This is a genomic window from Halomonas sp. HG01 (assembly GCF_000968715.2).
Lineage (GTDB): Bacteria > Pseudomonadota > Gammaproteobacteria > Pseudomonadales > Halomonadaceae > Halomonas > Halomonas halophila.
This window is the reverse complement of record NZ_CP022134.1, coordinates 348,323-370,445: the sequence shown is the minus strand read 5'-3', so window position 1 is coordinate 370,445 and position 22,123 is coordinate 348,323. Positions and strand designations below refer to the sequence as shown.

Below are 22,123 nucleotides of genomic sequence, written 5' to 3'. Positions count from 1 at the left end.
GATAGGCATGCCCACAGCAGGCAGGCACGTTTCATGTCCGCAGACGTGGCACCCGTGATGCCCCACGGATGGCTCGCTGGCGCACCTGCAGAGCCAAAGCCGAAGGAAACTCGCGAGGGGGGAAATCTCCCCCGGCCCCAGCAACGCTTACTGCCGCGAGACCCTGATGCGCACGGGGTCGGCCGCCTCGCCGGCGAAGGGATCGACGTGCTCCGTACTGGTGAACAGCAGCCCACCGTCGTGAACGATCCGTGCCCGCAGTCCGTAAGTCATGCGCTCGTCGATGGCCTGAGGATCATAGACCAGCCGGAACGGATAAGGGGGCTGGGCGCCCTCGACGGTGTAGGTGTAATCGGTGAGCACGGTGGCGGGCGCATCCGCGCGCGACTGATCCTCGAGCGTCACGATGACCTCGGCTCCCGGGGGCAGCGCCATGCGCTCGCGATACCACACCTCGCCGCTGATGACCCGCATCAGGGAGTTGTCCGGCTGCTGCATCGACGACTCCCCCGCCCTCTGTGGCTGACTGCATGCCGCCAGCAACAGGACGAGAGTGCCAATCATCCAGGGACCGGTCACTGCCGCGATTCCGTTTTTCGATCTCATTGATGACTCCTTCATGTACCAGGGCGGAGAGAAGACTCGTCACCGCTGGCCGCGTCACCCCGGATAGGCCCGTGGCGCCAAGGCGGGTTCATTCCCGTCGACACTCCATCAAGTTAGCAAGGTTTCCACGTACCGCCAGAGCAAGCGGGAGGCCTGACATGACCCGGGTCATGGAATCCCCCGGGCGCCGAACGCCGTACCGTCTACCGGGCAAGCCGCCCCAACCACGACGGCCCCGCCTCTCCCGAGGCGGGGCCGTCGATGATCGCCGAGCGGGATGGGATCAGCTCAGCGAGATGGTGCTGTTGATGCCGCCGGAGACGTTTTCCGGCTCGAACCAGCGGGCGGTGACGGTCTTGGTCTGGGTCCAGAAGCCGATCGCCTGCTTGCCGTTGGGTCCCAGGTCGCCGAGCTTGGAGGCCCGCGAGCCGGTGAAGCTGAAGTAGGCCACCGGCACCGGAATCGGCACGTTGATGCCCACCTGGCCGACGTCGATCTCGGTCTCGAAGCGGCGAGCCACCCAGCCGGAGTTGGTGAAGATCGAGGTGCCGTTGCCGTTGGGATTGGCGTTGATGAACTCGATCGCCTCGTCGAGCGTCTCGGCGCTCACCACGCACAGCACCGGGCCGAAGATCTCCTCGCGGTAGATGGTCATCTCGGCGGTCACGTCGGCGAACAGGGTCGGGCCGACGAAGTTGCCCTCCGGATAGCCCTCGACCTCACGGCCACGACCGTCGACCAGCAGCCGGGCGCCCTCCTGCTCGCCGGCGGCGATCAGGTCCTCCACCCGCGCTTTGGCGGCCGGCGACACCAGCGGACCGAGGTCGGCGTCACGCTGGGTGCCGGGGCCGACCTTCATGTGGCGGGCGCCCTCGACCAGCTCGTCCAGCCAGTCGCGAGCCTCGCCCACCAGCACCACCACCGAGTTGGCCATGCAGCGCTGGCCGGCGGCGCCGAAGGCCGAGCCCAGCAGGTTGTTGATGGCCTGGCTGCGATTGGCGTCGGGCATCACCACACAGTGGTTCTTGGCCCCCATCATCGCCTGGGCGCGCTTGCCGGCCTCGGCGGCGCGGCGATAGAGCTGGGTGCCGACGTGGGTCGAGCCGATGAACGACACCGCCTTGATGTCCGGATGATCGCAGAGGCGATTGGCCACGTCCGGGCCGCCGTGCACCACGTTGAGCACCCCGGCCGGCACGCCGGCCTCGTGGGCCAGCTCGACCAGCCGCATGGTCGAGCTCGGATCCTGCTCGGAGGGCTTGAGCACGAAGGTGTTCCCGGTGGCGATGGCCAGCGGGAACATGAAGCACGGCAGCATGATCGGGAAGTTGAAGGCGGTGATCCCGGCGCCCACGCCCAGCGGCTGATTGAGGGTGTAGACGTCGACCTCGGTGGCGGCGTTCTCGGCCAGCTCGCCGAGCTGCAGCGAGGTGATCGAGCAGGCGTGCTCCACCACCTCGAGCCCGCGGCCCACCTCACCGGCGGCATCCGGCAGGGTCTTGCCGTGCTCCTCGGTGATCAACGCGGCCAGCTCCTCGGTGTGCTCGCGGATCAGCGCCTGCAGCTTCAGCATGATGCGCTGACGCTTGGCCAGCGGCGTGCGACGCCATTCCTGGAAGGCTGCCCTGGCGCTGGCCACGGCGCGATCGACTTCCTCCAGGGTGCAGAACGGCACCCGGGCGACCACCTCCTGGGTGGCCGGATTGAGTACGTCGCGCCATTCCTGGCTCTGCGAGGTGACGGCCTGGCCATCGATATACAGCGGGATCTCTCTGACGGACATCTAGCGGCTCCTTTGGCGGCCCCGGGGAGAGGCTCCCTGCCCTCCCCCGGGTTCGCGGTTTGTGATTGTTATCCGATGTTCGGCCCCGTTAATGCATCGACGGGGCCGGATCGAGAACAGCGAAACGCTCATGCGGGGCTCATGATTACCGAGCCATCGAGTGTAGGGAGGCCGCGAATCGCCAGGCAACCAGGGGGCGACCAATGGACGACGGCCGGCCACGCCGAACGGGGCCGGCCTCGTATCGTCAAAGGACGATAAAGGTTTGCTATCAACTTGTTCAGGAAAGAAAAATGGCAGTCGCCCCAGTCATCACTAAGCTATGTGAAAGAGGCTAGAGGCCCGCTTGGATGTACCGGATTCCCGGCATTCGGCAACAAGGGCGGCGACGTGACCTCTATCGATACTGGAGCACACGACCACGCGATGAAGGAGTACGAGATGGGTGACGCAACACAGCAAGGCGGCGCGGGCAAGTGTCCTGTCATGCACGGCGGCATGACCGAAACCGGCACCTCGGTCATGGACTGGTGGCCCAATGCCCTCAACCTCGACATCCTCCACCAGCACGACCGCAAGACCGACCCGATGGGCGACGACTTCGACTATCGCCAGGAAGTCCGCAAGCTCGACTTCGAGGCGCTGAAGAAGGACATGCACGCCCTGATGACTGACAGTCAGGAATGGTGGCCGGCCGACTGGGGCCACTACGGCGGCCTGATGATCCGCATGGCCTGGCACGCCGCCGGCTCCTACCGCATCGCCGACGGCCGAGGCGGCGGCGGCACCGGCAACCAGCGCTTCGCCCCGCTCAACAGCTGGCCGGACAACGGCAACCTCGACAAGGCACGGCGCCTGCTGTGGCCGCTCAAGAAGAAGTACGGCAACAAGGTCAGCTGGGCCGACCTGTTCATCCTCGCCGGCAACGTCGCCTACGAGTCCATGGGCTTCAAGACCTTCGGCTTCTCCTTCGGTCGCGAGGACATCTGGCATCCCGAGAAGGACGTCTACTGGGGCGCCGAGAAGGAATGGCTGGCCCCCTCCGATGAGCGCTACGGCGACGTCGACAAGCCCGACACCATGGAGAACCCGCTGGCCGCGGTGCAGATGGGCCTGATCTACGTGAACCCCGAGGGGGTCAATGGCCAGCCCGACCCGCTGAAGACCGCCGAACAGGTTCGCGAGACCTTCTCCCGCATGGCCATGAACGACGAGGAAACCGCGGCGCTGACCGCCGGCGGCCACACCGTCGGCAAGACCCACGGCAACGGCGATGCCGACGCCCTGGGGCCGGAGCCGGAAGCCGCGGACGTGGAGGCCCAGGGGTTCGGCTGGCTCAACCCGAACCAGCAGGGCAAGGCCACCAACGCCGTCACCTCCGGCCTCGAGGGCGCCTGGACCAAGAACCCCACCCAGTTCGACATGGGCTACTTCGACATGCTGTTCGGGCATGAGTGGGAGGTCACCAAGAGCCCCGCCGGCGCCAACCAGTGGGAGCCCGTCGACATCAAGGAGGAGGACAAGCCGGTCGATCCCACCGACCCGTCCGTCCGCCACAACCCGATGATGACCGACGCCGACATGGCGATGAAGATGGATCCGACCTACCGGGCCATCTGCGAGAAGTTCATGAAGGATCCGGAATACTTCAAGGACTGCTTCGCCCGCGCCTGGTTCAAGCTGACCCACCGCGACATGGGCCCGAAGACCCGCTACATCGGCCCGGAAGTGCCGGACGAGGACCTGATCTGGCAGGACCCGGTACCGGCCGGCAACATCAACTATTCGGTCGAGGCCGCCAAGCAGAAGATCGCCGAAAGCGACCTGTCCATCGGCGAGATGGTCGCCACCGCCTGGGACAGCGCCCGCACCTACCGCGGCTCCGACATGCGCGGCGGCGCCAACGGCGCGCACATCCGCCTGGCGCCACAGAAGGACTGGCCGGGGAACGAGCCCGAGCGCCTGAACAAGGTGTTGAAGGTCTACGAGGGCATCGCCGCCGAGACCGGCGCCAGCCTGGCCGACCTCATCGTGCTGGGCGGCAGCGTCGGCATCGAGCGGGCGGCCCGTGCGGCCGGCCACGACATCCTGGTGCCGTTCTCGCCGGGCCGCGGCGATGCCAGCGCCGAGATGACCGACGCCGACTCCTTCGAACCGCTGGAGCCGGTGGCCGACGGCTTCCGTAACTGGCTGAAGCAGGACTATGTGGTCAAGCCCGAGGAGCTGCTGCTCGACCGCGCTCAGCTGATGGGCCTCACCGCCCCCGAAATGACCGTGCTGATGGGCGGCATGCGCATGCTGGGCACCAACCACGGCGGCAGCAAGCACGGCGTGTTCACCGACCGCGAGGGTCAGCTGAGCAACGACTTCTTCGTCAACCTGACCGACATGGCCAACCACTGGAAGCCCGCCGGCAAGGGCCTCTACGAGATCCGTGACCGCAAGAGCGACCAGGTGAAGTGGACCGCCACCCGCATCGACCTGGTGTTCGGCTCCAATTCCGTCCTGCGCTCCTACGCGGAGGTCTACGCCCAGGACGACAACGAGGCCAAGTTCGTGAAGGACTTCGTGGCCGCCTGGACCAAGGTCATGAACGCCGACCGCTTCGATCTCGAACTGGGCTGATCGCCCACCCGACGGCCGCCGCACCCCGCGGCGGTCCCCGACGACATCGCGCCGGCCCTCGTGGCCGGCGCGCTTCGTCGTGGGCGCCCGCTGTCTTGCTCGGCCGCTATCCGGGCGTATCGACCGTCTTCTCATCGATTAGACGGCATCGCCGTATCCGCCTAGGCTAGCCTCTCCATCGTGCCGCCGCCCAGGAGCCCCCATGTCGTCCGTTCTCGGTGTCGTTCTGCCCATCTTCGGCCTGATCCTGGCGGGCTACCTGTGCCGCCGCACCGGCCGGCTGGGCGAGACCGCCGCCGCCGAGCTCAACCGCTTCGTGGTCTGGCTGTGCCTGCCGGCGCTGCTGTTCCGCACCACGGCCACCGCCCGCTGGGAGGAGATCTGGCATCCGGGCTTCATCGCCGCCGTGACCCTGCCGACGCTGCTGCTGTTCGCGGTCACCGTGGGCTACCGCCTGCGCGGCCGGCGCCGGCTGGTCGACGCCAGCATCGACGGCCTCGGCGCCGCCTACGCCAACACCGGCTACGTGGGCATTCCCCTGAGCCTGCTGGTGCTGGGCGAAGCCGGGCTGGCACCGGCGCTGATCGCCACCCTGATCGTGGTCTGCGTGCTGTTCGCCATCGCCGTGGTGTGCATCGAGGTCGGCCTGCAGGACGAGCCGTCCTTCGTCCAGGCACTCGCCAAGGTGTTCAAGGCCCTGGCCAGGAACCCGCTGGTGGTCTCGCCGCTGGTGGGCGCGCTGTGGGCGCTGGGCGGCGCACCCCTGGACGGCCCCTTCGACGACTTCCTGCGCCTGCTGGGCGATGCCACCACGCCCTGCGCACTGGTCTCGCTGGGCCTGTTCCTGGCCCAGAAGCAGAGCGGTTCCGCCGAAGGCGCCTGGGGGCTGGTCGGCCTCAAGCTGCTGGTGCATCCGCTGATCACCTGGGTGCTGGCGTTCCACGTCTTCGCGCTGCCGCCGCTGTGGGCCAAGTCGGCGCTGCTGATGAGTGCGCTACCCACCGGCACCGGGCCCTACATGCTGGCGGAGTTCTACGGCCGCGAGGCGGCGGTCGTCTCGCGCACCGTGCTGCTCTCGACGCTGGGCTCGGTGGTAACGCTATCGCTGTGCCTCTACTGGCTCTAGAGGCAGGCTCGAGGCGACGTGGTGCGTGTTTTCGATAGCTCCCGGTAACGGGAGGCTGCCCCTGTCCTGGCGTTGTCCGCCCCTGGCGATAAGCGCGTTGTGCGATGGCTTCGCTTCCGGAGATAACGGCCAGCCGATGCCTTCCCTTTGAACGTCAAAGACCCCGGCGAATATTCATTTCATTGTTAGAAATGTCACCCTGGATGAATTTCAATCATCTTCAAGCCGGAAAACCTTCATTGGTGACGAGGGCTGAACGACTGCCAGAATGCATTGATTCAAGACACCTACCACCGCGGAGGCATGCATCCATGGCACAAGACCTGATCACCCAACGACTCGACCGGGGCCCCCTCATCTGTGCCGAGGGTTTCCTGTTCGAGCTTGAACGGCGCGGTTATCTCTCCGCCGGTGAGTTCGTTCCCGAAGTGGCGTTGCTGCGCCCGGACGCGCTGGAAGCGCTGCACCGGGATTTCCAGCATGCCGGATCAGACATCGTTCAGGCCTTCACCTATAACGGCCACCGCGAAAAGATGAAGGTCATCGGCAAGGAAGACTTGTTGGAGCCGCTGAATCGGGCCGCGTTGAAGATTGCCCGCAAGGTGGCCGATGAAAAGGCCGGTAACCTGATGGCCGGCAACATTTCCAACAGCAACGTCTGGGACCCGGAAGATCCGGTCTCCCAGCAGAGCGTACGCGACATGTTCGACGAGATGGTGCAATGGGCCGTCGAGGAAGGCGCCGACTTCATCATCGCGGAAACCTTCTACTATGCCGGAGAAGCCGAAGCGGCCCTGGAGGCGATCAAGGCCAAGGGGCTGCCGGCCGTGGTCACCCTGGCGCCGATGGCCGAGAATCGCATGATCGATGGCCCCGGCATCGTGGAAACCTGCGTCGCCCTGGAGCAGAAGGGCGCCAGCGTGGTCGGTCTGAACTGCTTCAGAGGGCCGGATACCATGCTGCCCTGGATCCAGCAGATTCGCGATGCCGTTGCCTGCCATGTGGCAGCGCTGCCGGTGACCTATCGCACCACCGAGCAGGAACCGACCTTCTTCAACCTCTCCGACCATCAGGGGTGCGGCTGCCCGGCGCCCCATGGACGCCCCTTCCCGACCGCCCTGGACCCGCTGTTCTGCAACCGCTACGAACTCGGCGCCTTTGCTCGCGACGTTCATGCCCAGGGGGTCAACTACCTCGGCGTCTGCTGTGGCGCATCGCCGATGCACGTGCGCGAGGTCGCCATGGCGGTGGGACGTGAGCCGGAAGCCGCCCAGTTTGCGGAGCGCATGGAGAACCACTTCATGTACGGCTCCCATGATCGCCTGCCGGACCATATCGCCGCCCTGGGGGAAAAGGCCTGAAGGGGCCGTTACCCTGAACCTGCGTACGGCAGACAAGGAGCCCGCATGAAATTCTCGCAAGGCGCCCAGGGGCGCGATCAGGCGCTCGTCGAACTGTTCACGGCGACCTTCACCGCCGCCGAGGGAGCGTCGGAAGGCACGCTGATCGGCGATCTGGTGGGTAATCTGCTGTCTCGCACACCCGCGCCGGATCGGCATGTCTTCACCGCCGAGTCCGATGGTGCGGTCATCGGCGCGGCGATCTTCTCGAGGCTGACCTACGACCAGGATGACCGGAGCGTGCTGGTGCTCGGCCCGGTGGCGGTGGCGACCGAGTGGCAAGGCCAGGGGGTCGGGCGGCAGCTGCTGACCCATGCCCTGCAAGCGCTGCGTGAGGCAGGCATCGACATCGCCGTGACCTATGGTGACCCGAACTACTACTCGCGTGTCGGCTTTGCGCCGGTCACCACGACCTTCATCCCGGCGCCGTTCGCGCTGCAATACCCCGAGGGCTGGCTCGCACAACCGCTCACCGAGGCCGAGATGACGCCGCTGAAGGGCAGAGCCCACTGTGTCGAGGCATTCAACGACGCGGCCTTCTGGTGACAGACGCGCCGGGCGAGGCGTGACATGCCGACGGCCCCTGTCGCGGTGAGGATGCGCTCGCGTCAGGTGCCACAGAAGGTCCGCAGCACCTTCTCGTCGTCCCGCGGCGGACGGGTATAGTCGACCTCGCCGTTCGGCGCCTCGAAGGGCCGGGTGATCGCCGCCAGCAGCGCCTCGAAGGGGCCGAAGTCGTCGTTCTCGGCCGCCGCGATGGCCTCGGCCACGCGATGGTTGCGCGGAATCACCGCCGGATTCACGCCGCGCAGGCGCCGCGCCAGCTCGGCGGTATCGGCCTCCTCGCGGGACAGCCGCTCGCGCCAGCGTGACAGCCAGGCGTCGAGCGCCTCGCGGTCGCCGAACGGCTCGGCCAGGCGCGCCTCGCCCTCGGGACCTTCCAGAGCGTCGGCCAGGCGGCGGAAGCTCAGGGTGAAGTCGGCGCGGGCGGCCTGCATCGCCGCCAGCCAGTCCGCAATCAGAGCGGCGTCGCCCTCCTCCGCCGTCTCGAGGCCCAGCTTGGCGCGCATCACCCGCAGCCGGCTGGCCTCGAAGCGATCCTCGAAGGTCTTCAGCACCTCGGTGGCGCGCTCGATGGCCCGCTCGCGGTCCTCGTCGATCAGCGCCAGCAGGGTCTCGGCGAAGCGCGCCAGGTTCCACTGGGCGATCGGCGGCTGGTTGACGAAGGCATAGCGGCCGCGCTCGTCGATGGAGCTGAATACGGTGCGCGGGTCATAGGCGTCCATGAAGGCGCAGGGGCCGTAGTCGATGGTCTCGCCGGAGATCGCCGCGTTGTCGGTGTTCATCACCCCGTGGATGAAGCCAAGCCCCATCCACCGCGCCACCAGCTCGGCCTGGCGCTCCACCGTCGCCTCGAGCAGGCCCAGATAGCGCTCGCCCTCATCGCGCTCGGCGAGATGCGGGTAGTGGCGCTCGATCGCCTCGTCGGCCAGCAGCCGCACGGCCTCCTGGTCGTCACGGGCGGCGACGTACTGGAAGGTGCCCACGCGCAGGTGGCTGGCGGCGACGCGGGTCAGCACCGCGCCGGGCTCCGGCACGCGTCGATAGACCGTCTCGCCGGTGGTCACCGCGGCCAGCGCCCGGGTGGTCGGCACGCCCAGGGCATGCATGGCCTCGCTGACCAGGTACTCGCGCAGCACCGGACCTAGCGGCGCGCGGCCGTCGCCGCCGCGGGAGAACGGCGTGCGGCCGCTGCCCTTGAGCTGGAGATCGCGCACCCGGCCGGCGCGGTCGGTCACCTCGCCCAGCAGCACCGCCCGGCCATCGCCGAGCTGGGGCACGAAGTTGCCGAACTGGTGGCCGGCGTAGGCCAGGGCCACGGGCTCGGCGCCCTCGGGCAGGACGTTGCCGGAAAACAGCTCGGCAGCCCGCTCGGGGTCGAAGGCGTCCAGATCGAAGCCCAGCGACTCGGCCAGCGGCCGGTTGAAGGCCACCAGCTCGGGGCGCTCGACGGGCGCCGGCCGGGCGGGCGCCCGCAGCCGGTCGGGGAAGCGCGCATAGCGCAGCGTGAAGGGGGGAAACATGGCGCCTCCTGAATGCGAATTGCCCCCAGCCTACAGCGACCGGGGGCCTGCACCCAAGGCGTATCGGCGCGATTCAGAACGGTGCTGAACGTGGAACACGCCGGGGACGGGTCGAAGAGGGGGTCCTACGCCAGGGAAGGCGTCGGTAGCGTCCAGGGAGGGGTTCATAGCGCCCCTCGCAGACCCGTCGACGGCGAACACATCGGTTCCCGTTTACAGAGAATCGACGAAAGTGGCGTGATCCCGGGCCACGCAGTCGGCGTAGCTGAAGGCCAGCGTCGAGATCATGTCCACGAAATGCTCCTGGCCGCCCTCGGCCCGGCCGGTCACCGCCCGGGCGAAGGCGCCGGGATCGTCGGGGTTCAGCGCCTGGCCGCCGCGCAGGTGCTCACGGGCCAGGATCCGGCCCCACTGCTTGGCCAGCTTGCGATAGGGCTTGTCGCCGTCGAGCTTGTGGGTCGGGAAGTCCTCCTTGAACGGCGAGCGCTCGCGCACCGAGAACACCGTGTCGCCCAGATGCAGCCAGCCCAGGTAGATGTCCGGGTGCTCGGCGATGGCGGTGAAGGCGGCGGCATGGCGGGCACCCTCGTGGGCGAAGGCGCGGCGCCAGTCGCGCTTCTCGGCGGCGTTCATCAGCCGCCAGCCCTCGGGCGCGGTCTGCTGCTTCACGTCGAGGATGACGTCGTCGTGGACATGGTCGCGCCCGCCCTCGATCAGCACGTAGTAGCGGTCGAGCCCCAGCGAACCGGTGCCGGCATCGAGGCGCCGCGCCATGTCCTTGACCCGGAAGTGATCCTCCTCGGCTTCGGCGCGGGCGCCGCGCAGCGTCCCGCGATACTCCTCCTCCACGGCCTTGCGCAGCTGGCTGCCCAGGTGGGCCGGCAGGCGGGCCAGCTTCTCCGGGCGCTCGTCGACGGCGAGACGACGGCCGTCGTCGCCAAGCACCGTCCACTTGTCGAGCATCTTGGCCCGGCTCTCCTTGCGCGCCACCTTCTCCAGGAAGGGTTCCAGCGGCCCCTTGGCGGTCTCCAGGGTCACCGCCCCCGGCACCTCGCCCTCGGCGTGATCGTCGAGCTCGTCCAGGTAGGCCTCGATGAGCGTCTCGAGCGACTTGTCGATGCCCTTGCGCGAGAGCCCGGCGTTCTCACGGGCGTCCAGCACCAGGCTGATCGCCAGCCGCCACAGGTCGTACTGGTAGTCGCCGACCATGGCATCGTCGAAGTCGTCCATGCCGTAGCGCACGGCATCGTCATGATGGCCGTAGGCGCCGAAGTTGTAGACGTGAGCGTCGCCCTGCAGCCAGGTCTGGGTCTCCGGCAGGCCGCCGTAGAGGGCGAAGCGCCAGTCGTGCCAGACGTCGCTCCAGTACAGGTGGTTGGTGCCGCGGAAGAAGCGATACGGCGACTCGGCCAGCTTGGCGTACTTGGCCTCGCGGTCGTCGTCGTCAAGCGAAGCATTGGCGGCGGCGATGGCGTCGAGCACCTGGCGGGGGCGATTGTGACGGGTCAGCGGTGGCGTCATGGGAAAACTCCGTGTGATCGAGGGCAACCGAAACGGCATCCTTTACAGTCAAGCAGGCTCCGAACCACCGGGTAAGCCTGACGCATCGGCCCGATGAACACCATCGGGCATGAGGCAACCGCGATCATCGTCCCATCATCCTGGCCCCGCCGGCTACAGCGAGGTTCTGACCGACCAGAGCTCGGGAAAGAACTTCAGGTCCAATGCCTTCTGCAGATACGACACTCCCGAGGTGCCGCCGGTCCCGCTCTTGTGGCCGATGATGCGTTCGACGGTCTTCATGTGGCTGAAGCGCCACTTGTGGAAGTTGTACTCGGTATCCACCAGCTTTTCCGCCAGCTCATACAGGTCCCAGTGCCGGTCGGTATCGGCGTAGATATCGGCCCAGACGGCCTCGACCTCCGCACAGGCTTCATACGGCTCCGACCAGTCGCGATCCAGCACCGATGCCGGCACGCTGAAACCTCGCCGAGCCAGCAGCTGCAGGCTGATGTCGTACAGGCTGGGGGCCTGCAACACGCTCACTAGCCGCTGATAGTGCTCGGGGTGCGAGCGATGGACCTTGACCATGCCCGGGTGCTTGTTGCCCAGCAGGAACTCCAGCTCGCGGTATTGGTACGATTGAAATCCGGAGCTCTGCCCCAGGCTGTCGCGGAAGCTGACGTAGTCGGTCGGCGTCATGGTGACCAGGACTTCCCAGGCCTGGATCATCTGCTCCTGGATGCGCGAGACCCGGGTGAGCATCTTGAAGGCCGGCCGGAGTCGATCCGCCGCGATATGCCGAGCCGCCGCATGCGCCTCATGGAGGCACTGCTTCAGCCATAGCTCGGATACCTGATGGATGATCACGAAGAGCATTTCATCGTGCTCGTCAGAGACAGGATTCTGGCAGGACAGCAGGGTCTCGAGCCCCAGGTACTGTCCGTAGCTCATGTCCTGATCCCAGTGAACGCTCTTTTCGCTCGTCAGGTTCACGGCATTCCGGCCGGTCTTGTTGTCATTTGAGTGCTTCATGGCGGCCCCCTTGCCTACCTTCATGTTGATTCGTTGGCTGATGCATCCTTGCCCGAACGATCTGGCGTGCTGCCGAGCCGCTCGAGAATATCGAAGTGGTCACAGTCCTTGAGCTCGGTCAGCCGACAGCGCCCTCCTGCCGCCCGCACCCGTTCATCGAGCCGTTCGCTCTGGCGATGGAACGCCGGCGGGTCGAATTCCCCGAGCACCAGCTGAAGCGGTGGCAGTCCCGCCAATGACTGGCACAAGGGACTAAGCTCCTCGGCACGCCCAGGGTCCAGCCCCAGCGGGGCATTGATGTAGGTCTCCACCAGGGGGCGCAGGTCATAGATACCGCTGATCAACCACAGCGAGTCGATGCCCGCCAGCCCCTGCTCGCCCAGGCAACTCGCCAATGCCAGGTGCGCCCCGGCGCTGTGCCCCCCCAGGTGAAGGGGCGCTTCGGCGTTCAGCTCCCCCAGCTCTCGTTGAAGGACCGCGACCGCCCGCCGGCAGGCTTCGACGATGGCCTCGAGGGATGCCCGCGGCGCCAGCGGATAGTCCACGGACGCGAAGGCCCAGCCGGCCTCGAGCCAGTCGCCGGCCATGAAATCCGTCGCCGAGGCGTCCAGCTCCTGCCAGTAACCACCATGCAGGAACACCATCAGCCCGCGCGGCTTGCCCGTCGTCGGCAGGAAGAGGTTGATACCCTCCTGAGCGCCCGGCCCATAGCTCAGGCGTCGCGGCGGATGACGTTCCCTGAGCCGCTCGCCACGCCGAGCCTGGCGAGCCAGGCTGGCCTCGAAGCTTCGCGCCCAGAGGCTCGGCGAATAGGCACGATCCCGTGCCGCCTGCGCGTCGCTCTCGGCCATCAGGTAACCGCCCCGCGAACGTGGAAGCGCGGCTCACGATACTCGCCGCTCTCGACCACCTCGCGGAAGTGCATCGCCGCCCGCCAGACGTCCTCGAAGCTCAGGTAGAGCGGCGTGAAGCCGAAGCGCATCAGGCCCGGCTCACGGTAGTCGCCGATCACCCCGCGACTGATCAGCGCCTGGACGATGGCGTAGCCGTTGTCGGCATCCACCAGCGACACCTGGCTGCCGCGCTCGGCCGCCGGCGGGGTGATGTCCTCGATGCCATGCGCCTCGAACAGATCGGCCAGGCAGTCGCGGAACAGCGCGCTCAGCGCCAGGCTCTTCTCCCGCAGCGCCGCCATGTCGACATCGCCCCACATCGAAAGTGAGGCCTCCAGGGCGCTGTAGGCCAGCGCGGAGTGGGTGCCGGTACGAAAGCGGGTGATGTCACCGGCCGGGGCATAGTCGGCGTCGAAGGCGAAGGGCGCGGCATGGCCGTGCCAGCCCGAGAGCGGCTGCCAGCCGCCGTCCTGGTGGTCCCGATGCACATAGAGGAAGCCCGGCGCGCCGGGGCCGCCGTTGAGGTACTTGTAGGTGCAGCCCACCGCGTAACGGGCGCCGCTGCCGGCGAGGTCCACCGGCAACGCGCCGGCCGAGTGGGCCAGGTCCCAGATCACCTCGGCCCCGGCCTCATGCACCCGGCGCGTGGTCGCGGCCATGTCGCGCAGCCGGCCAGTGCGGTAGTTGACCTGGCTGAGCACCACCACGGCCACGCCGTCCAGGTGGTCGGCGAGCTCGGCGCCCTCGGGCAGTACACGATGCTCGACGCCGCCGAGCCGGCAGAAGCCCTGGGCGATGTAGCCGTCGGTGGGAAAGTTGCCGCCCTCGCTGAGCACCGCGCCACCGTCTCCATCGCCACGCCGCTCGAGGATATAGCCCAGCAGCTTGAACAGGTTGAGGGTGATGTTGTCGGTGACCACCACTTCGCCATCGCGGGCACCGATCACCGGCGCCAGCCGGTTGCCGAGGCGCTCCGGGGCATCGAACCAGCCCTGGTTCCAGCCGCCGATCAGCTCGTCGCGCCACTGATCCAGGGTCGCGGCGACGGCTTCCCTGGCGGCCGTCGGCTGGGCACCGAGAGAGTTGCCGTCGAGGTAGAGGGTGCCCTCGGGGAGGGCGAAGCGGCGCTTGAAGCCCGCCAGGGGATCGTGGCGGTCCAGCTCGCGAACGCGGTCCAGGCTGACGCTCATGTCGGGTCTCCGCAGGTCAGGGGAAAGGCCTGCGATCATTCTAGGCGAGGACGGACGACGCCCGTTTGCATTCTCATGGGCTCCTGGGCATCTTTAATGCAAGAATCTTGCATAAAAAGGCCACATAAAGATAAATGACAACACTCGATCGCTTCGACCTGGCCCTGCTCCATGCCCTCCAGCGCGACGCCCGCCTGACCCTCGGCGCCCTCTCGGAGGCCGTCAGCCTCTCGCCCAGTCAGTGCTCGCGGCGCCTGGCGCGGCTCGAACGCGACGGCATCATCCAGGGCTATGCACTACGGCTCGATCCTCGGGCGCTGGGCCTGGCGGTAACGGCCTTCATCTCCATCTCCATGGACAAGTCGCGCATGGACCGCCCGCTGGATGCCGTGGCGGCGCTGCTGGCCCGCGACGAGGTCATCGAATGCCACACCATCACCGGCGACCATGATTTCGTCCTCAAGGTGGTGGTGGAAAGCCTGGGGGCACTGTCGGCCTTCCTCGCCGAGGCAATAAGCCCGCTCGAGGGCATCCAGAACGTCGCCACTCAGGTGGCCATGGACACCCTCAAGAGCAACGGGCCGCTGAAGACGAGATAGCACCGGCGCCACCGGCACCGAGGTCACCGCTTGCAAAAAACAGAAGAAGCACTTGAGAAATACGTAATTGTTAACGATGCGAGTGCCTTGCTAGCGTGAAAAAACCGCAAAAAGACCTCGAAAACACAAGAATCAATAATGGAGAGAAAGATGGCGGGAAAGACAACGATAGAATCAGCAACCAGGGCATCGAAGGGCAGGAAGCTGCCGATGCCCGATGTCTTCGTTATCCTGTTCGGCTTCATGATCCTCGTAATGATAATGTCGTACATCGTCCCGGCCGGCAGCTACGAGAGAATCAAGAATAACGGGCTAACCCAGGTCTCCACAGACAGTTTCCAATATATCGACGCGATGCCACTAGGCTTTCTCGACCTTTTCACGGCCATTCACCAGGGCCTGACGGGTGCCTCCGGTATCATCTTTCTCATTCTGGTAGTCGGCGGATCGCTGAAAGTCATCGAGTCAACGGGGGCCATCAACAACGGCATCTATCGGCTCATACATCTGGCCAAGGGCAACCATAATGTGCTGATCGTGATGTTCTGCACGACCTTCGCCATCTTCTCTTCTGTCGGTGTCGCCCCCAACCTGGCGATCGCCTTCATCCCCATCGGACTGCTCTTATCAAGGTCGCTGCAACTTGATCCGATCGTCGGCGTGTCGATGATCTTTCTCGGTGCCTATGCGGGTTTCGCCGGCGGCGTCTTCGACCCAGTGGTCACCGTCACGGGCCAGAAAATCGCCGAGCTTCCGCTGTTTTCGGGCTTTCTCTTTCGCGGCGTCATCTTCCTCGTCTTCCTGAGCATCACCATTGTCTATATCTGCCGCTATGCTCAGCGTGTTCGCAGCAACCCCGACAACAGCTTCATGGGTCATGTCGGCACGGCCCCCGATCCGAAAGACGGTGAACTCGAGGCCGCCCCGGTACTCAGCCTGTCACACAGGATCGTGCTGCTGCTCATCCCCGTGGCTATCGGTACCTTCCTGTATGGTGGCTTCAACTTCGGCTGGGGGATCAAGGAGCTCTCCGCGGTCTTCATCATCCTCGGTATCGTCACCGCCGCGATCTGTCGAGTCACGCCCAACGATTTCGTCAAGCGGATGATGGCTGGGGCGAATGAGGTCATGTACGGCGCCCTGGTCGTCGGCGTCGCTGCCGCCGTCATCGTACTGCTGAAACAGGCCAGCCTGATCGATACCATCGTGCATGGCATCGTGAGCTCCCTGGACGGTCACGGGAAGATCATGGCCATGCAGCTACTGTATGCCTTCAACCTGACCTTCAACGGACTCATCACCTCGGGCACGGGACAGGCCGCCATCGTCATGCCCATCATGGTGCCTATCGGCGACATGCTGGAAGTCACCCGTCAGTCCACCTTCATCACCTTCAAGCTAGGCGATGCCGTCACCAACATCATCACACCCCTATCGGGCACCCTGATGGCCTGCCTGGCGATCGCCCGCGTCTCCTATGTGGAGTGGTTCAGGTTCGCTCTGCCGCTGGTACTGATCTGGGTCGTGGTGGGTGGCCTCTTCGTCGCCATTGCCGTCAGCATCAACTACGGGCCCTTCTGAGGAAACCATTGCCAGCGGCCTGGCCGGCACATCCTGCCAGGCAGCCGGCTCTCCTAACGGCAGGCGGATGTGAGCTGGTCGTCTAGATACGCCAGAAAATCGTCGACGTTTCCCGGCAGCTCACGATCCGCCATCACCTGCACCTGAAGGTGTCGCAGCGACAACTGCGGCTCCTTCATTGGCTTTAGGACCAGACCGTCTCGTTCCACCTTGCCGCTGACGGTAACGGCGCTACAAAGGGCAATCATGCTCGAACTCTCGCCGATCACGGTGTAGATGGCACCCAGGGAGTCGCAGGAAAATGCCGGCAACACCTTCACTCCGGCGAGGCTGCATGCCATGTCGAAGAGATGCCGCATGGTCGATCCGCCCAGCGACATGGCCAACGGATAGTCGACGACATCCTCGACGCCGACGCTTTCCCGACTCGCCAGCGGATGCTCCCTCGGCATGAGGGCGCAGATCGAAGCCTCATGACTGGAGACCACCTTCACGCCGACATCGGGTGACAGGCTGAAGGTCAAAGCGATATCGACGGTTCCCTCCCTCACCAGCTCCGAGGCACGGACCGAGTCCACGACAAGAAGATCAAACCGAATTTCAGGAAACCTCTCGGCGAAACGCGAGATGACACTGGGCAGAAAGTTCCATGCCATGCCTTCCGGACAGGCCACCTTGATGGTCATCTTCTGGCGCTTCACCACCCCCTGCATCTCCGAGAGTACCTGGCTGATTTCCAGCTGGTTTCTCAAGGAATAGGCCAACAGTAACTCTCCAGCCTCGGTCAACTTCATCCCCCTTGGCTGTCTGTCGAACAGCTTGATCTCCAGCCTGTTCTCGAGGTTGGTGATCTGCCGACTGACAGCGGATACTGCCACGTGAAGCTCCTCGGCTGCCGACGACAGTGAGCCAGTCAAGGCAACGCTCTGGAAATAGCGCAAGTTGAGCTCTTTCATTCCCTACCTCACCGGGGCAATGCCGGAAAACCGGCAGGACAATTCATGATAAACCAAGATATTAATTGTTATCATCAAGACTCTAACACCAACATCAACCCATGAAATACAACACAGAATGCAATACTAAAAAACAGGATTACCGCAATCAGAAAGAGCAATTCAAATATTCGAAATTGTGATATCAACAGGCAGAAATTAACCTCAAGACATCCGGCTTAATATTGTTAAACATGCATACAGGATGGCATATGAACGACACCCACTCATCCGAAAGAGACCTCGCCATCCGGCTGGCCTCTGACAAGGTCACCTCCGGGCAGCTCTACGAACGCCTCGAGCAACGCATCGCCCGGCAGACCGTCAGCCAGGATCCCGACTGTGCCGACGCCCTGCGCCACTACCTGACCGATGACATCGCGCCCACCCTCGAGGGCATGGGCTTTTCCTGCCGGATCATAGAGAACCCCAAGTCTGGCCACCCTCCTCTACTGATCGGCCACCGGCTCGAGGATCCTGAACTGCCCACGCTGCTTACCTATGGCCATGGGGATGTCACCAACGGCCAGGATGAGCTGTGGTCGGGCGAACTTATGCCCTGGTCCACCACCTTCGAGCACGGCCGCATCTACGGCCGCGGCACTGCCGACAACAAGGGGCAGCACAGCATCAACCTGGCCGCTCTGGAGTCCGTCATCGAGGCTCGCAAGGGCACCCTGGGATACAACCTCAAGATGCTGTTCGAGATGAGCGAGGAAATTGGCTCTCCCGGCCTTGAGGAGGTCTGCGCAGCCTATCGGGAAGAGCTGGCCTCCGACCTGTTCCTGGCCTCGGACGGGCCTCGGATCCGTCACGACATGCCGACCCTGTTTCTGGGCTCGCGCGGAGTCGTGCAGTTCCGGCTGACCGCCGATCCGGGCAACGGTGGCCGCCATTCCGGCAACTGGGGCGGCATCATCACCAATCCGGCGGCCGAGCTTGCCAATGCCGTCGCGACGCTGATCTCGCCCACGGGCAAGATACTGGCCGACTCCCTCAGGGCACCGGAGATCCCGGACGACGTCGACCGGCTCATCCGCGACCTCCCCGTGGGCGGCAGCGACGGCGACCCGGAGGTTAACCCGGGCTGGGGCGAAGCGGGCCTGACGGATGGCGAACGCCTTTACGGCACCAACACCCTCGAAATCGTCGGCTTCAACGCCGGCAGGACCGACAAGCCGGTAGGGGCGATTCCGGAAAAGGCCGAGGCGATACTGCAGCTGAGATTCGTCAAGGGCACCGACTGGCAGGCGGTGGAAAGGAACCTCAGGGATCATCTCGACGCCCGGGGACTGGGCCATATCGAGGTGCAGCCCGCAGGCGGCTACGCGGCCACTCGGCTGGATCCTTCACACCCATGGGTCGAGTTCGTCACCCGCTCCGCCACCGACAGCCTGGGCGAGCCGCCCTCGGTGCTGCCCAACCTGGGCGGCACCATCCCCAACCACTGTTTCTCCGATGTCCTGGGGCTGCCCACCGTGTGGCTCCCTCACTCGTACCCCTCATGCAACCAGCATGCGCCCGACGAGCACCTGCTCGAGCACATCGTCGAGGAAGGCGTACGGCTGGCGGCCGGCATCTTCTGGGATCTGGGCACCCCCGACGGCCGACGCTTCGCCGAGCGAGCACCCGGCTCACGAGAAACGCCGCTCGACGCCTAGCGGCACACCGTCGGGCCCCGGAGCGACCCGCCCGGGCAGGACCCTCGACACCGATGGCCCAGCCTCCCCGAACCATGGCCACACAGGGCGGTTCACGACGAACCGCCCACTCCTTGCGCGTCCTCGTGGACGCCACCCCACTGACCCACCACAACGACAACATCATACGAGGTCGCCATGTCGCCCCATAGGCTGAAAAGCAGCATCCTGATCCTGAGCCTTGCGCCCACCCTTGCCCTTGCCGACGATTTTCTCTCGGAAGGCCAGGCGCAGCTCGAATACCGCCAATACTACTTTAACGCCGACCCCGACTCGGGCATGGGCCCCACCCGCGACGAATGGGTCCAGGGGATGCTGGTCGATTACCAATCCGGCTTCTATCGCGACATCATCGGCTTCGATCTCGGCTACGGCGTCGCCGACGCGCTGCACATCGGCAACGGTGCCGACAGCATCACCAACCTCTCCGCCGGCGATGACGTCCAGCATCCGCACTCGATCTCCACGCCGACCTCCGCCTATCTGAAGCTGCGACTTGGCGACGAAGACAACCGCCTGCGCCTGGGATGGGGCAAGAAGAGTCGTGACTATCAGCTGTACACCGACAACACCACCCGCATCCTGCCCGCCTCGTCGATTGGCTACGACATCGCCTACGATTACCAAGACCTCAGCCTCTACGCGGCTCGCATTGATCGCTTCAGCCCCCGAGACGAGTCCGGCTGGGGCGACGATCTGGAGACCTTCGACGGCCGCTCCATCAACCGCGTTGACCTGGCCGGCCTGAGCGTCGAGCTGCCGGGCGAGGTGACGTTCGAGACCGAATACCTGACGGCCAGGGACTACCTCGACGAGTCCTTCTTCCGGCTCAGCCATGACGTCGCGCTGCCGCTGGATTCGACGCTGTCGATGAGCCTGGCCCATGGCGCCCAACACGATGGCGGCGACCTGTTCGAGACCCAGGGGGTGCCGCGCCGCTACCAGGCGGACGACTCCCACGACGCCCGCTATGACGAGGCATCGCTCACCTGGCGACTCCCCGGCAAGTACCTCGGACTCGCCTACACCCAGGTCGACGGAGACAACTACGACCGCACCCTTTTCGCCGAGGATCACGGCACCTGGAACAGCGAGGCCAAGAACTTCTACTGGTTCGGCCTGGAAGGCGAACAGATGTGGAAAGTCAGCGCCGGGATGGACCTGTCCCCCCTAGGTCTCGAAGGACTGCGCTGGGATGGCCACTACGCCTTCTCCGATGCCGCCGACGGCTACCAGGACTTCTCTCGCCGCGAATTCCTGAGCCTGCTGCGGTATCGCTTCTCCGGCCCCCTGGATGGCCTGTCACTGGCCTGGCTGCATATCGATTTCGAGACCCTTGGCGAGCCGGCTCCGGGCAGCGGCAAGGCACTGACCTACGCGGCTTCCGGCTTCATCACCCACGACACCGACCGCCTCTACCTGACCTACCGCTACACGTTCTGAGCGATACGATTCGGCGCCCCCCGGGGCGCCACTAGCTGGATGCAGGACAGATTGGCGATGCTCAGCACTACGCCTCGCGTAGACCACGTCCGTTTCCGGCGAGTCTCGCCGCGCTGGCGCGTTACACTGCGATCAGGAACCGAGACCGAGGAACGTCGTCATGCTGGATGCCGCTCAGTGCCGCCAGGCGCGCCTGGCCCGGGATGCGCGCTTCGACGGCCGCTTCGTGGTCGGTGTGACCAGCACCGGCATCTACTGCCGACCGATCTGCCCGGCCATCCCGTCGAAAGACACCCGGGTGCGCTACTTCGACACGCCCCTGGCCGCCGCCGAGGCCGGCTTCCGGCCCTGCCTGCGCTGCCGGCCCGACAGCGCCCCCGACTCCCCCGCCTGGCGCGGCACCCGCACCACGCTCGAGCGAGCGCTGCGGCTGATCGACGACGGCGCCCTGGGCGACGGCTCGCTGGGCGATCTGTGCCAGCGGCTCGGCGTCGGCGAGCGCCACCTGAGGCGGCTGTTCCACGACGGGCTCGGCGTCTCGCCCAAGGCCTACGCCCAGCATCGCCAGTGCCTGTTCGCCAAGCAGCTGCTGCACCAGACCACGCTGCCGATCACCGACATCGCCTACGCCAGCGGCTTTCGCAGCCTGCGCCGCTTCAACGATGCCTTCGTGACCCGCATCGGCCTGGCGCCGCGGGAACTGCGCCGAAGCGCCGCCGATAGCGCCAACGGCGGCCAGAACGGCGAGCCGCTGACGCTATGGCTGGCCTATCGCCCGCCCTACGCCTGGCCGGCGCTGCGCGACTTCCACGCCGGCCGTGCCATTGCCGGCCTGGAGTGGGTCGGCGAGGCATATTACGGCCGGCATATCCGCTGGGGCGGCGCGCGCGGCTCGTTCACCGCCGAACACGTGTCGCAGCGCCATGCCTTCCGGGTCCGCCTCCTGCTCGACGACCTGCGCGCACTGTCGCCGGTGGTGCGGCGCATCCGCCGGGTGCTGGATCTGGACGCCGACACCACCACCATCGAGACCCATCTGGCCGGCGCCTTCCCCGGCCTTGCACTGGTCGAGGGGCTGCGGCTGCCCGGCATCTGGTCGCCCTTCGAGGCCGGCGTCCGCGCCATCCTCGGCCAGCAGGTCTCCACCGACGCCGCCCGCGGCCTGGTCACGCGACTGGTGGAAGCGCGGGGCGAGCCGACCGAGCACGGCCATCACTTCCCCGTGCCCGAGGCCATCGCCGACAGCGAACTCGACGAACTGCGCATGCCCGGCGCCCGCAAGGCGACGCTCAGGCGCTTCGCGAGCTGGTACGCTGCAGGCGAAGCCGACGACGATCCGCTGACCTGGACGGCGCTGAAAGGCATCGGGCCCTGGACGGCGAACTACGCGGCGCTGCGCGGTATCGGCGCCCCCGACATCTGGCTGGACGGCGACGCCGGCGTGCGCCGCGCCCTGCCCCGCCTGGAAGGCGAAGACCCGGCCCGAGGGGCGCCCTGGCGCAGCTACCTGACCCTGCAGCTCTGGTCTTCCACCCCCTGAGGTTCATGCCCCTGAGCAACAAG

At 65.9% G+C, this 22,123-nt stretch carries 17 protein-coding genes; 9 read left to right on the top strand and 8 right to left on the bottom strand.

The window, feature by feature from the left end; genetic code table 11:
• Positions 1-147 precede the first annotated feature (147 nt).
• Together UN84_RS01705 and UN84_RS01700 are read right to left on the bottom strand one after the other, a co-directional pair.
• Positions 148-498 (bottom strand): YbaY family lipoprotein, encoded by a 351-nt coding sequence (locus UN84_RS01705; protein ID WP_052719362.1) that lies wholly within the window; start codon positions 496-498, stop codon positions 148-150.
• A gap of 391 nt (positions 499-889) precedes the next feature.
• Positions 890-2,389 carry a CoA-acylating methylmalonate-semialdehyde dehydrogenase gene (locus tag UN84_RS01700; RefSeq protein ID WP_046079439.1) on the bottom strand — a complete coding sequence of 500 codons (1,500 nt, stop codon included), beginning with the start codon at positions 2,387-2,389 and terminating at the stop codon, positions 890-892.
• A gap of 441 nt (positions 2,390-2,830) precedes the next feature.
• Between UN84_RS01700 and katG the strand changes: the two genes are divergently transcribed.
• From katG to UN84_RS01680, 4 genes are all read left to right on the top strand, one after another.
• Positions 2,831-5,014, top strand: coding sequence for a catalase/peroxidase HPI (gene katG, locus UN84_RS01695; protein WP_046079440.1), 2,184 nt, complete (start codon positions 2,831-2,833; stop codon positions 5,012-5,014).
• 202 nt (positions 5,015-5,216) lie between these two features.
• Positions 5,217-6,140, top strand: coding sequence for an AEC family transporter (locus UN84_RS01690; RefSeq protein WP_035593740.1), 924 nt, complete (start codon positions 5,217-5,219; stop codon positions 6,138-6,140).
• Between the two features lie 311 nt (positions 6,141-6,451).
• Positions 6,452-7,501 carry a homocysteine S-methyltransferase family protein gene (locus tag UN84_RS01685; RefSeq protein WP_046079441.1) on the top strand — a complete coding sequence of 350 codons (1,050 nt, stop codon included), beginning with the start codon at positions 6,452-6,454 and terminating at the stop codon, positions 7,499-7,501.
• Between the two features lie 45 nt (positions 7,502-7,546).
• Positions 7,547-8,086, top strand: coding sequence for a GNAT family N-acetyltransferase (locus UN84_RS01680; RefSeq protein WP_046079442.1), 540 nt, complete (start codon positions 7,547-7,549; stop codon positions 8,084-8,086).
• A 62-nt stretch (positions 8,087-8,148) separates the two neighbouring features.
• Here UN84_RS01680 and UN84_RS01675 read toward each other — a convergent pair whose 3' ends face one another.
• The 5 genes from UN84_RS01675 to kynU form a co-directional block, all read right to left on the bottom strand.
• Complete coding sequence (locus UN84_RS01675; protein ID WP_046079443.1) at positions 8,149-9,624, bottom strand: protein adenylyltransferase SelO; 1,476 nt, start codon at positions 9,622-9,624, stop codon at positions 8,149-8,151.
• A 213-nt stretch (positions 9,625-9,837) separates the two neighbouring features.
• Positions 9,838-11,145, bottom strand: a complete 1,308-nt coding sequence (locus UN84_RS01670) for a DUF2252 domain-containing protein (protein WP_046079444.1) — start codon at positions 11,143-11,145, stop codon at positions 9,838-9,840.
• Positions 11,146-11,298: 153 nt separating this feature from the next.
• Positions 11,299-12,159: a tryptophan 2,3-dioxygenase gene (gene kynA, locus UN84_RS01665; protein ID WP_046080418.1), complete on the bottom strand. Its 861-nt coding sequence runs from the start codon at positions 12,157-12,159 to the stop codon at positions 11,299-11,301.
• Positions 12,160-12,179: 20 nt separating this feature from the next.
• Positions 12,180-13,010, bottom strand: coding sequence for an alpha/beta hydrolase (locus tag UN84_RS01660; RefSeq protein ID WP_046079445.1), 831 nt, complete (start codon positions 13,008-13,010; stop codon positions 12,180-12,182).
• Positions 13,010-14,242 carry a kynureninase gene (gene kynU, locus UN84_RS01655; protein ID WP_046079446.1) on the bottom strand — a complete coding sequence of 411 codons (1,233 nt, stop codon included), beginning with the start codon at positions 14,240-14,242 and terminating at the stop codon, positions 13,010-13,012. Before kynU ends, UN84_RS01660 begins: the two co-directional genes overlap by 1 nt.
• 134 nt (positions 14,243-14,376) lie before the next feature.
• On the opposite strand from kynU, the gene UN84_RS01650 reads away from it, so the two are divergent.
• The gene (locus tag UN84_RS01650) at positions 14,377-14,841 is read left to right on the top strand and encodes an Lrp/AsnC family transcriptional regulator (protein ID WP_035593746.1); all 465 of its coding nucleotides are present in this window, start codon (positions 14,377-14,379) and stop codon (positions 14,839-14,841) included.
• A gap of 210 nt (positions 14,842-15,051) precedes the next feature.
• Positions 15,052-16,422 carry a YfcC family protein gene (locus UN84_RS01645; protein WP_237022346.1) on the top strand — a complete coding sequence of 457 codons (1,371 nt, stop codon included), beginning with the start codon at positions 15,052-15,054 and terminating at the stop codon, positions 16,420-16,422.
• 53 nt (positions 16,423-16,475) lie between these two features.
• On the opposite strand, the gene UN84_RS01640 is transcribed toward UN84_RS01645, so the two are convergent.
• On the bottom strand, positions 16,476-17,378 hold the full coding sequence (locus UN84_RS01640) for a LysR family transcriptional regulator (protein ID WP_046079448.1): 903 nt from the start codon (positions 17,376-17,378) through the stop codon (positions 16,476-16,478).
• Between the two features lie 251 nt (positions 17,379-17,629).
• Here UN84_RS01640 and UN84_RS01635 point away from each other — a divergent pair, with 251 nt between their 5' ends.
• From UN84_RS01635 to UN84_RS01625, 3 genes are all read left to right on the top strand, one after another.
• Positions 17,630-19,078 carry a M20 family metallopeptidase gene (locus tag UN84_RS01635; protein WP_046079449.1) on the top strand — a complete coding sequence of 483 codons (1,449 nt, stop codon included), beginning with the start codon at positions 17,630-17,632 and terminating at the stop codon, positions 19,076-19,078.
• A gap of 177 nt (positions 19,079-19,255) precedes the next feature.
• Positions 19,256-20,560: an OprD family outer membrane porin gene (locus tag UN84_RS01630; RefSeq protein WP_046079450.1), complete on the top strand. Its 1,305-nt coding sequence runs from the start codon at positions 19,256-19,258 to the stop codon at positions 20,558-20,560.
• 160 nt (positions 20,561-20,720) lie between these two features.
• Positions 20,721-22,100, top strand: coding sequence for an AlkA N-terminal domain-containing protein (locus tag UN84_RS01625; RefSeq protein ID WP_046079451.1), 1,380 nt, complete (start codon positions 20,721-20,723; stop codon positions 22,098-22,100).
• Positions 22,101-22,123 lie beyond the last annotated feature (23 nt).